The sequence below is a fragment of the Hydrocarboniphaga sp. genome, from assembly GCF_028291725.1.
GTDB lineage: Bacteria > Pseudomonadota > Gammaproteobacteria > Nevskiales > Nevskiaceae > Hydrocarboniphaga.
In genome coordinates, this window is the sequence record NZ_JAQGNT010000059.1 from 1 (window position 1) to 11716 (window position 11716).

The 11716-nt window shown below is 63.4% G+C and carries 10 protein-coding genes; 1 reads left to right on the forward strand and 9 read right to left on the reverse strand.

Features of this window, described 5'->3' with window-relative positions; translation table 11 throughout:
- Positions 1-157: 157 nt before the first annotated feature.
- From JWQ90_RS15690 to JWQ90_RS15705, 4 genes are read right to left on the reverse strand one after another with little or no spacing between them, the layout of a single operon-like run.
- Positions 158-457, reverse strand: a complete 300-nt coding sequence (locus JWQ90_RS15690) for a hypothetical protein (protein WP_299695881.1) — start codon at positions 455-457, stop codon at positions 158-160.
- Entirely contained in the window at positions 454-1110 is a 657-nt protein-coding gene (locus JWQ90_RS15695) for a tetratricopeptide repeat protein (protein WP_299695883.1), read from the reverse strand. Before JWQ90_RS15695 ends, JWQ90_RS15690 begins: the two co-directional genes overlap by 4 nt.
- The gene (locus JWQ90_RS15700) at positions 1094-3958 is read right to left on the reverse strand and encodes a tetratricopeptide repeat protein (protein ID WP_299695885.1); all 2865 of its coding nucleotides are present in this window, start codon (positions 3956-3958) and stop codon (positions 1094-1096) included. The genes JWQ90_RS15695 and JWQ90_RS15700 overlap by 17 nt, the downstream gene beginning before the upstream one ends.
- An 11-nt stretch (positions 3959-3969) precedes the next feature.
- Positions 3970-5793, reverse strand: coding sequence for a hypothetical protein (locus tag JWQ90_RS15705; protein WP_299695887.1), 1824 nt, complete (start codon positions 5791-5793; stop codon positions 3970-3972).
- 466 nt (positions 5794-6259) lie between these two features.
- Here JWQ90_RS15705 and JWQ90_RS15710 point away from each other — a divergent pair, with 466 nt between their 5' ends.
- On the forward strand, positions 6260-7660 hold the full coding sequence (locus tag JWQ90_RS15710; RefSeq protein ID WP_299695889.1) for an OmpA family protein: 1401 nt from the start codon (positions 6260-6262) through the stop codon (positions 7658-7660).
- A 257-nt stretch (positions 7661-7917) separates the two neighbouring features.
- On the opposite strand, the gene JWQ90_RS15715 is transcribed toward JWQ90_RS15710, so the two are convergent.
- The 5 genes from JWQ90_RS15715 to JWQ90_RS15735 form a co-directional block, all read right to left on the reverse strand.
- Entirely contained in the window at positions 7918-9081 is a 1164-nt protein-coding gene (locus JWQ90_RS15715; RefSeq protein WP_299695891.1) for a CmpA/NrtA family ABC transporter substrate-binding protein, read from the reverse strand.
- A gap of 6 nt (positions 9082-9087) precedes the next feature.
- A complete protein-coding gene (locus tag JWQ90_RS15720) occupies positions 9088-9657 on the reverse strand; it encodes an ANTAR domain-containing protein (protein WP_299695893.1) in 570 nt (189 codons plus the stop codon).
- Between the two features lie 131 nt (positions 9658-9788).
- Positions 9789-10550 (reverse strand): ABC transporter substrate-binding protein, encoded by a 762-nt coding sequence (locus JWQ90_RS15725; RefSeq protein ID WP_299695895.1) that lies wholly within the window; start codon positions 10548-10550, stop codon positions 9789-9791.
- An 11-nt stretch (positions 10551-10561) separates the two neighbouring features.
- Entirely contained in the window at positions 10562-11005 is a 444-nt protein-coding gene (locus tag JWQ90_RS15730; protein ID WP_299695897.1) for an SRPBCC family protein, read from the reverse strand.
- Positions 11006-11036: 31 nt separating this feature from the next.
- Complete coding sequence (locus JWQ90_RS15735) at positions 11037-11633, reverse strand: NUDIX hydrolase (RefSeq protein WP_299695899.1); 597 nt, start codon at positions 11631-11633, stop codon at positions 11037-11039.
- Positions 11634-11716: the final 83 nt, after the last annotated feature.

The following is an 11716-nucleotide window of genomic DNA, read 5'->3' on the forward strand; positions in this document are numbered from 1 at the left end:
AGAAAGATCATGCGCTCGATGGCAACGGCCGCCGCCATCGCCAGCACCAGCGCGATCGGGTACATAAACGCGCCGCCACCTTGAAAAAAACGGATGACGTGATTGAAAAACTCCATGGAGCTCGCTCTTCTATGTAGTGAATCGTGGGTGAGAGTGACTAGTTGCGATTGACGCCGGCGCGCCGGTACGCGGCGATCGACGCATCGGTGCGCACCTGGCCTTCGAACTGCGTGGTATCGACCGGCTTCAGCGGCTCGTCGACCAGCGCGGGCGGACGATCGACGTCGCCGGCGGTTTCTTCCTGCCAGGGCATCAGGTACAGGCCGACGGCGGATTCCTGCTCGCCGACGATGTTGCTGCCGGCCGCGGCCTGGGTGTCCACCGAGGGCTTTTCGCCGGGCGCCGCGATCACCGGCGCGGCAATCAGGCCCAGTATCAGCATGGCTGCAAATTTCATTGCGCGTCTCCGGCGGAGGCGGTGCGCTGCGTCGAGCTGGTTTCGAGTTCCTTGATCCACACGCCGACCATCAGGTTGTCGTTGCCGGCGATGCGCTGGTACTCGCGGTATTCCTTGACCGCATCCTGCGGCCGGCGCATCGCGACGTCATACAGAATGCCGAGATTCAGATGGGCGGCGGCGTAGTCGGAACGCGCTGCGAGCGCCTTGCGATACGCGTCTTCCGCCTGCTTGAAGTTGTTGTTCTCGCGATACAGCGAACCCAGCCAGTTCCAGGCCACGGCGTTGTTCGGATTCGCCGCTGCGGCCTTGGCGAAACTCGCCAGCGCCTGATCGCGCTGCTTGCCCTGCGCGTACAGAATGCCGAGTGCCGTCAGCGGGCCCGAATACTCGGGAAAATCGGTTGCCAGGGACTGGAACGCGGCCTGGGCTTCCGTGGGCTGCTTGTCCTTCATCAGCTTCAGGGCGGCGCTGAAACGGCGGTCCGCATCTGCGACATTCTTGGCCGATGGCGCTTTGGCGGGTGCAGGTGTACTGGTGACCACTTTCTTTGGAGCGCTGAAGCTGCTGCTGCGAGGTGGCGGGCCATTGGAGCAGGCCGTCATCGCCGCGATCAGCAGCGCGCCGACGCAGGAACTAAAGGAGCGAGTCATAGATGGTCTCGCGCTGATCGTGCTTGCCGTATTTGGCCGGCGCCAGTTCGACCAGCGCATTGGCGCTGCGGTGTATCCAGTCATTCCAGAGGCCTTGCTTCATACGGCCCAGATTGGCTTCATAGGTCTCGATCGCTTTTTCTTCGAAGGGGTTGGCCTGCTCTTCGAGCAGCAGCTTGTATTGTTCGAGCGGTTCGCCTTTGAGGTTGGCCGGTCGCGCGGAATCCAAGATCGCCTTGCCGAAATCGCGGTAGACCGTGCCGAGCTCGTAAGTCGCCGCGGTGGTGACATCGGCGTAGCCGTAGCCAGCCGCGCTGGACAGGCTCGCGACCGCCGCATCAGTCGCGGATTTGCGTGCTGCCAGACTCTTCTCTAGCGGCTGCGACAGCGCCAGCTGCCGCGCCGTCTGTGCCTGACCCCGGCCGATTTCCAGGTTCGCCTGCGCGGCCATCAGCTTGGATGCGTCGTTGCGCGCGCTGCCGGCATTGCGGTCGGCGACCACGATTTCGCTGAGGTAGCGCTCGTAGCGGGCGGTGTCGTGCAGATCGTCGCGCGCGATATCCGCAAGCCGGCGACGTGCCTGCATCCCGCGGTCCAGCGATGGTGTGAACGTCGTCAGATAGAACTCGTAGGCCTGCGAACTCATCGCCGGCTGCTTGCTGGTGTCGTACAGCGTGGCGGCCGCCCATGCGGCCTCGCGCCGCGTATCGACTGTCTCCGATGGGCGACGCGCCACGCGCGTGTACACATCGGCGGCCTGGTGCGGCTTGCTGTCCTTCTCGTAGGCGGAAGCGAGTCGCTTGTCGACGTCCGCGGCCAGCGCGTGCTGCGGATAGCGGCTGCGGAAATCTTCCAGCGTGGCTTCGGTCGCCGGCCAGTTTTTCAGCTCGTAGTACGCGGACGCGGCGTCGTAATCGGCATTGACGCGGATCGCGGACTGCGGCGCGACTTTGCCGACCCTGAGGAAACTCGCGGCAGCCGTATTCAGATCGCCGGCATCACGCGCCTTCTCGGCCTGCTTGTAGACCGAGGCGGCGAGCTGGTCGACTGCGATGCTGCGCTCCGGCGCATCGGCGGGCATCACTTTGAGCAATTCGACGTAGGCGGCTTCGGCTTCGGGATATTGCTTCTTCGCGAACTGCGCGTCGGCCACCACGGCCAGGTTTTGCCGACGCAGCTCGTTGCTCAAGGGCTGCCCGGAGCCGAGCACGCGATTGGCAACCGTGATCGCCTGCTCGTGATCGTTCAAGGCATACAGATCCTGCGAAGCGCGAGTCAGCGTCGTGCTCCATTGCGGATGGCTGGCAAACGTGTCGGCGAGCTTCAGGCTCGAGTTGACCGATTCACGCAGCGCCGCATCGTGACCGGCACCCTGGGTTTCCGTGGCGAGGCGTTGATAGGCCTGCACCGATGCGTAGGCGGCTTCCGGTGCCTTGGCGAAACCGGGGCGGTTATAGGCCGTGTTTGCGTATTGCTGCGCGGCGAGTTGGGTCTGGCCGCCGTCGTACAGCGCGTCGGCGTACAGCAGATTCAGATCGGCCGCTTTGGGATCGTTCGGGAATAGCTCTAGCGTGCGCTGATACCAGTTGGCCGCAGTCAGGAAACGCTCGCGACGTTTTGCGGCGTCGCTGATCGGAGTCGATTGCGCGAATGCCTGATAGTGGTGCGCGATGTCGTCCATATGAGTGCGCACCTGTGCCAGAATTTCCGGCCTCGGTGCGCTGCTCCCTGCGCTGCTCCAATAGGGACTGCCCGGCGCGTAACGCGTGGCATAGGTTTCTTTTGCCTGCAGCACCAGGTCGTTGAAGCCGCCTTGCTTGTACGCGGCGATGACCTGGGCCTGAAAGTCCGGTGCGCGCTCGCTGCCCGGGTGGCGTTCGACGAACGCGGTGTAGACACCGGCTGCATCGGTGTAACGCTGCTTCTCGAGCAGGCGATTGCCGACTGAGTTGTACAGCAGCGTTGAATAGCGTGGCTCGCCGGACTTGGCGAAATAGTCGTTCAGCGCGGGACCGCCGCCCAGCGCGGCGAACGACAGGCTGGCAACGCGCAGCGAATCCTGCGCGACTTCGACCCGGCGCCTCGAGACGCCGTCGAACGCGTGTGCCGGATCGGCGATATCACCCTGCGGCAGTTCGCGGTCGAGAATGCCGAGGAACACCGGCAGCGCCTGCGGATAATGCCCCTGCTGGTAGATAGCCCAGCCGTACTTGTATTCGGCCGGCTGGAAATACGGCGTGTCGCTGCCGAGATTCAGTACCGTGCGGTAATTGGATTCAGCCTCGGCGTAACGCTCTCGCGAATACAGCAGTTCGGCGACGCGGAACACGCCGTCCCCGGTCATCGCCGAATGCGGATAGCGCCGGCCGAGATCCTGCAGCTGAGCGATCGAGTTGTCGGTCTCGTTGACCAGCTGATACGCCCGCGCCAGCTGATACAGGGTGCGATCGTTGCCCGGATCGTTCGGCGATTCCTTCAGCAACTGGTTATAGATCGCGATCGCGCGGCGCACTTCGCGCGCGTCGAACTCGCCGCCGTCGGCGCGCTGGACCCGCAGATAGGCGGTGCGGCGCATCGCTTCGGCGCGCAGCTCGGGATCTACGTTCGGCAGCTCGAGAATGCGGTCGTAGTGGGTGATGGCGGCCGGGATGTCGGTTGGCACCGCGTCCGACATCTCGATGCGCAGAATGCTCGGCGTCTTCACGATCGCCCAGCCGTTCTGCTTCAGGCCATTGTCTTCGGCGACCGAGCCGACGGTCGACGCGTCGTCGCGAGCCGCGGTGGCGACACCGGCGACCGACAGCGTCAGCACTGCCAGCAGCAACCGAGACAGGCGAGAAACTCTCATCGTGCGCGGCTTCATTTCGATGACTTGCCGGCTGGCAGCGTGTTGCCGATCGCGTTCGGTGGCCGATCGTTGAAGCGCGCCATCGCAAAATGCGCTTCCACCAGATACTTCTCGGTCTGCTTCTTCAGTGTCTGCACCTGGTCGGCTGCGATCATTGCCAGCAGCTGACGCTGGGATGAGGCAAGGCTTGCAAGTTTTGGACGAAGTGCGTTGATGCGCGAGTTCAACGCCGGATCGGAATCACCAAGCTGCACGCCGCGCCGCACCAGCAGGCGGTCGAGTTCATAAAGGCGATGGCAGCTCTGCAGTTGAGCGCGGAAGGCGTCGTTCTCGAACAGACGCTCGATGTAGAAGTTGTCGGGCGCGTTCGGCGGTGCCGTCAGCCACCAGCGCGGCTCCGGCAGCGCCGCGAACCACCAGGCCCAGCCGTTACCGGGCTCTTCGTCGCGGTCGACCACCTGCTGCGCCATGACGCCGCTGTTGATGTGCACCAGCGCCGCTTCCAGATGGCTGCGAGTGTGTTCGAGCTGATCGATTGCGCGCTGCGTGTAGGCCTGCGCCTGCTTGTGTGCGCCCAGGTGATCGAGCGCATACGGGATTGCCAGGCTGCCTTCCTGCACGGCGGCTTCGGTCGGGTCGCGGCCGATCAGCTCGGTCCATGGCACCAGCGCGCGGCGCAGATCGTCGGCCTGCTTGTCGTCGGCGACCACCCAGGATGACGAGAACGGCGAAGGGCTGGTGCCGATCGAGGTCTTGACCGTGCTTGCGACGGTTTGCGGCACTCTCTGCGCGCCGGCGCCTTTGGCGGGTACCAGCTGTGCCCAGCCCAGGCCGAGCAAGGCCAGCTCAGAATACGGGCCGGGGCTGCGCACGCGGCGAAAGGCGGCGTCGGCGGCCTCGCCCTGCTGGTCGTCCAGCAGCTGGAAGCCCAGGGCGGCGTTCGCCTTGTCGCGCAGCGCCAGCGCTTCGGGATCGGTGGTCTTGGTGTCCTTGCCGATGCGGTCCAGCGCGGTGATGTCGCCCGATGCGGATGCGGCCTGATATTCGCCGATGATCGCCGACGTGCCCTGCCGTGCCGGCGCTATGGGGGAGCGCAGTTCGGCCATCGCCCGGGCGAATCGCTGGCCGAATTCCGCCGGCAGGCTGCCGCCGCTGCGCTGTTGCAGCGCCAGCAGGTCGCCGGCCGCCGTCAGCTCGCGGCCGGTTGCCAGCAACAGGTCGATCGAATGCAGCTCGGCGTCATCCAGGCCGCCGGCCGGCGGTATCCACTGGCGCAGGTTGACGGCCGGTGCGCGAGCCCAGCTCTGTGCGACCAGGCTGACTTCCACCGCACTGGCTCCGGCGGGCTGCTCGAAATTCTGGTTGACGCGCGACCGCAGGCGCGGCGTGCCGGGGCGGTCTTCCGGATAGCGCGCGATGTACTCGGCGTACAGCGTATGGCGGCCTGGCGCGATGGGCACATCGGCAAGCCGTTGCACGGCGTCGGTCTGCAGAGCAATACCTTCCGCCTCGCCATAGGTGTAGCGGATCGGCTTGGTGGCATCGACCTGCAGCGTGATCTGCAACAACTGGAGGCGCGGCTGCTTGTTGTCAATGTAGAACGTGGTGTGCGACGAGCTGCCGGCCGGCCGCGCCACATCGAGCCTTGCGCGCACACTCTGGTCGACCGACAGCACGTCGGCGATCAGATCGGCCGGTATCTCCATCGGCGTGGCGGTCGGCGCGGCGCTGGTCTGGGCAAGACTGACAGGCGTCGCGAAAGCGGCAGCGAGGGCCGACGCGGCTAAACCGCAGCCACGTGCCAAATTGATATGGGTGTTGTGCTTAACGCGCATTGGACAGCTGTGGCCGATGGTCCCGAATGTCGAACGAGCCTGTGGCTCGAATCTCCCGTGATTGCGCCTGGGCGAAGCACGGATGGATGACTTCCTGAGGACCCTCGTTGGTCCGATTCAAACCGAGCCAGCTAACAACCAGACTGGGATGACAAGTCTGCATCGAGCAACCATCGTGCCATTCAGCCTGAACGGAACTGCGGCCGGGCGTATGCAGGCTCTTGAAATGGCATGTTGTTTGCTGCCCCAACATGAGCCATGATTCATGGCGTCGCGGTAGCCGAAAGGCCGTCGCGGGACCAACGGCGGTCCAATCTGGCAACGACGTCCACCCTACGTCTCGACATTAAGTTCGAGGTGGCGGTGGATTTTTTTTGTCTTTCGGGGAGCCGATGATCCGGTACAGAGACAACCAAAACCAGCCACACACAGCTTCAACAATAAACAAGAGAGAAGGGACCTCAGCATGAAAACATTCCGCCTCGCATTGATTCCACTGGTGATCGCATCCGCGTATAGCCCCGCTTACGCGCTGGATGACGACCGCATCTACGTGGCTCCGATGTTCTCGTATGCGTTGTCCGACAATGACCGACAGGCCGACGACGGCCTCGGCGGTACTCTGGGTGTCGGCGTCATGCTGACCGACACGGTCTCGTTTGAACTACGTGGCACCTATCTGAAGTACGGCGATCCCGACTCCGACACCGGCTCGAAGAAGAGCAACTATTTCGGCGGCGCCGGCATCAACTTCTATCTGGCTCCGAGTGGCAGTGGCCCCTATATCCACGGCGACGTGATGGCCGGCACCGGCACCGCGTTCAACGCCGGCCTCGGTTGGGACTTCGCGTTCAGCCCGGGCGGCTGGGGTATCCGCGCCGAAGCGCTGTACCACGTGCAGAAAACCGACAGCAACACCGAGCGTGATTTCAACGAGCCGCTGTTCAACCTCGGCCTGCGCATCCCGTTCGGTGCGCCGCCGGTAGCGCCGCCGCCGCCGCCGCCGCCCGTGCAGGTCGTGCCGCCGCCGCCGCCCCCGCCGCCGCAGTGCAGCGACGGCATCGACAACGATGGCGATGGCCAGATCGACTACCCGGCTGACAAGGGTTGCACCGACGCCAACGACAACGACGAATACAATCCGATCTGCAAGGCCCCGGATCCGGGCCAGCCGATGACGCTGGAAGGCTGCGGCGTGGGTGACACCATCGTGCTGCAGGGCGTGACCTTCGAGTTCGACAAGTCGCGGCTCACGCCGAACGCCAAGGTGATCCTCGACGGCGTCGGTACTGCACTCGACAGCCGTCCGGACATCAAAGTCGAGATCGGTGGTCACACCGATTCCAAGGGCTCTGACGAGTACAACCTGAAGCTGTCCGATCGTCGTGCCGCCTCGGTCAAGACCTATCTGGAATCCAAGGGTGTCGCCGCGTCCCGGATGACTTCGCACGGTTACGGTGAAGCGATCCCGGTCGCCGACAACGCCACCGACGAAGGCCGCGAGCTGAATCGCCGAGTCGAGCTGAAGGTCACCGAGTCCAGTGGTGCGGTCACGATTGCCCCGACGGTTCGTACCGCCGAGAACGCCGCGCCGTTGCCGGCGGAGTCCGCGCCGGCCCCGGCCGCCGCCGCTTCCGTGACGATCAAGGACTTCGCCTTCTCGCCGTCGACGCTGACGGTTCCGGTCGGCACGACGGTGACCTGGACCAATGCCGACGGCTCCAACCACTTCGTGGCATTCCCGGATCAGAAGAGCGATCGTCTGAAGATGGGCGCGACGTATAGCCGGACGTTCTCGTCGCCCGGCGTCTACGAGTACGCCTGCATCCTGCACCCGGAGATGAAGGGCACGGTGGTGGTGCAGTAGGTTTCAGCGCTTGAGCTAGCGCAGTAGCAGACGTACGAAACCCGCCGGCTGAAAAGCCGGCGGGTTTTTGTTGGCCCGGGGGTTGCGTAGGGTGGGTCGTGACTCGCCGCTTTGACCTCGGATACAAGAACGGCGGGTCCCGACCCGCCCTACGAAAAAGGCCGCTTTCGCGGCCTTTTTTTATCTCGGAGATTTGTTCGCAGAAAAACAGCTACGTAAAAACAACTACGTGGTGAAGATTTTTACCGCGCCCGCGATCAGTTCGGATCGTAAGTGGCACCGTCGAAGAAACGATCGGAGCCAACCTCGATGACGTGCTCCGGCGGCAAGGTGCGCGGCATCGAATGATGGCCTTCGGACTTGATGTCGGACGACGGATAAGCTTGCCCAAGCCTGGCTGCAGCCGCGCGATACAGGTCAGGACGATAGCAGGCGTCGGCGATCGCGCGCGCATCGACATTGGCGGGCAGCTGGTTCCAGCGGCGCATCTGGCTGATGAACCACATTGCGTGCGAAACCCAGGGGAAAGTCGCAGCGCCGGCGTGAAACACCAAGCCGGCATTTTCAGGCTTGGAGGGAAGATCGACCAACAGCGATTCGTGCACGGTTTCGGGTGTTGCCTCCAGGTAATGGCCTTCGACAACCAGGCGCGCAGCCTCGGCGCGATGTTCGGGTTTATCGAGCCAGCGCGCGGTTTCGATCAGCGCCGCGATCAGCGCAAGATGGGTTTCAGGATGAGCTTCGGCCCAGGCGCGTGTCACACCCAGCACTTTTTCCGGGCTGTTGTTCCAGATCTGGTACTTGTTGACGACGACGCGGCCGATGCCGGCGGCTTGAGCAACCGCGCCCCAGGGTGCGCCGACGCAGAAACCGTCGATGCTGCCGTCGCGCAACGCGCTGACCATCTGCGGCGGCGGAATCACCACCAGTTGCAGATCGCGATCGGGGTCGATATCGCAGCCGGCGAGCCAGTAACGCAGCTCGTAATAGTGCGGAGAAAACGGGAAGACGTGGGCAAAGACTCGCGGCGGCGCACCGGCAGCACGGTCGGCATCGAGCACGCGTTTGAGACGCTCGCCGACCGATCGCGGACTCAGTTCGTCGAGTTGCAGGCGCCAGTACAGCGACTGCGAAACCGCGATGGCGTTGCCATTCAGGTTCAGCGACAGCGCAGTCAGCATCGGTACACCGACACCGTCCACGCCGGCCGTCGCCGCGATCGGCATCGGCGCCAGCATATGGGCCGCGTCGAGCAGACCGGCGGCGACCTTGTCGCGGATGCTCGCCCAGGAAGCTTCTATTGACAGCGTGACGTCGAGACCGTGTGCTTCAAAGAAACCTTTTTCTTTGGCAATGATCAGCGGCGCCGCGTCGATCAGCGGAACCAGCCCCAATTTGATGTTGTTCTTTTCGAGTGCCATAGCGGTCTAGAGCAGTTCAGCAGCGGCGATCAGCGTGCGTGCGGCATCGCCTAATTTCAGATTGCGATCCATGGCCATACGCCGCAGCAATTCGTAGGCGCCGTTTTCATCCAGGCTACGGCGCTTCATCAACAGACCTTTCGCTTTCTCGATATCGCGGCGATCAGCCAGCTTGTTCTTGGTTTCTTCCAGTTCGTTGCGCAGCGCCTGAAACTCCTCGAAGCGCGCGATCGCGACGTCGATGATCGGCTTGAGCCGTGCGGGATTCAGGCCATCGACGACGTAGGAAGTGACGCCGGCCTGCAGGGCCTTGCGGATGGTATCGGGGTCGCTGCGGCTGGCGAACAGCACGACCGGCCGCGGCCTGTCGCGCGTTACCTGGCCCAGTGATTCGAGCGTGTCGCGGCCAGGGACTTCGACGTCGATCAAGATCACGTCCGGTTGGTGGCGCTTGACCGCTGCGGCCAGATCCGACGTCGATGTGCTGAAACCAACGACTTCGTGGCCGAGCATACGTAATGGAGCCTCCGTGGCCGCGCGCCGTTCCGGCTCGTCGTCGACGAGCATCACGCGCATGGATTGAGAGTCCTGGGTTGATGCACCTGGGCTGCCTCGCTGCGGAAAAAAGTCCGGTTGGTACTACGGTGCCGGATGTCATAAATGCGCAGCTTTCATGCCACTCGGCGAATTTTTTCGATGGCACCTGATCAGAGCGCTTCGATGATCCGGCGCAGCGCTGCGTAGCCTTCGACCAGACGTGGTCCAGGGCGCCCGAGCCAGGCTTCGGTCACTGCGTAAATCTGATTGTTCGACAGCGCCGGCCAGTGTCTCCAATGCTCGCGCCGACGCACGATTTCCGGCCGGTACTTGGATTGCTGCACGCCGCACCACGACATCACGATGGCATCCGCGGTGTAGGTCTGATGATCATCGTCGGGCAAGGCCCAGCTTTTGGCGTCGATATCGCCGCAAGGATTGCAGCCGCCGGCGAGTTCGATGATGTCGGTGACCCACGAGCGACGCGCCGGCACAATGACGGGCTTGGGCCACCACTCGACCAGTATCCGTGGACGATGGTGTCGGGTTCCGACAGCGGGCATCTGCGCGCGCATTTGCCTGATCAGATGCGCGCCGCGCTCCGACACTTCAAGAACATCGGCGATCGTCGCGATGCTGGCGAAAACATCGTCGAGACTTTGCGGGTCGATCGTGATCGTCTTCAGGCCCATCGCCTTGAACTCGTCGACGATCCGTTCATGGCCCGGCACGGTCAGCGAAGTCAGCACCAGATCGGGTTGCAGCGCCAAAACCGCGCCGGTATCCAGATCAAGATCGCGGCCCGGCTGTGGCAGGCGCGACACGATCTCCGGCGGATAGTCGGAGTCGGCGTCGACGCCGATCAGTTGATCGCCGCAGCCCAGCGCGCAAACGATTTCGGTGTTCGAGCAGGTGTGGCTGAAAACCCGCAATGCCGGACTCTTCACACTGCGCGTGCCGCGAGCCGGTCGACCGCGCCCGCGACGCCGCGCAGCCACGCCGCATGCAGCACGCCAGCAACGAAACTGCCGAGCATCGGCCAGCGCGAATCGAACTCGATGCTGTAATCGAGTTGGGTTCCACCGGGCACTTCGCTGAAGTGCATGCGGCCGAGATGGTTCTTGAAGGGCCCGCCCTGCGTGACCCGGTATTCGATGCGTTCTTCAGGATCGAAGGCGGTGATCGTCTCCTGAAAACGGATGCCGCCGATGCGCATCTCGCGCACTGATCCAACACCGCAGGGCTCGTCGCCCGATGACAGTTTCAACACGCGACAACGCGCCGGCCACCATAAACGGCCGAAATGCTCGTGATCCGAGAAGTGGCGGAATACCGTCGTTCTCGGTGCCGCGAAGAATTGCTGAAGTCTGATGTTTTGCTGAGCCATTTGGCCGACTGTAGCATCCAGGCATCTCAAATCAAGATGGTGACAGCGGCTCGCCGGTGCTTACTTCCTGCGCTCGCGGATCGCGCGGTTTGCGCTCGAGGTTCAGCGTATGGATTTGCGGATTTCCGCTGGCGCGATCCGCGAAGAAATACTTGAGGCTGTGCCAAACCGTCGGAAACGCGATCGTATCCCAGGGAATCTCGTCCTCGCGCATCAGCCGGGTTTCGCTGCTTTCCGGCGTCGTGCCGTGATGCGGCGTGAGCATGCGGCCGCGATGCACCATGTAAACCTGCGACACGTACGGCACGTTGATCACCGCAACCAGTTCGCCGACATCGACATCGGCCTGCGATTCCTCAAAGGCCTCGCGGGCGGCGCCCTGTGCCGTGGTTTCGTTGAGCTCCATGAAACCCGCCGGGAACGTCCAAAGGCCGAGACGCGGCTCGATGTTGCGCTTGCACATCAGCACGCGGCCATCTTCCCATTCGGGAATCACGCCGACGATCACACGCGGGTTGAAATACTGAACGTGACCGCAGGACGGGCACAAGGCGCGCGTTAGATGGTCACCCTCCGGCACGCGGTGCTCCACGGCGTGCCCACATAGATTGCAGAAATTGGCCTTCATTTCGATTCGGTGGCGTGTTGCTTGTGAGGTCCGGATGTAGGGTAGGCAGACCGCTGCGGGCGTTGCTCGTCCGCTATTGTGCA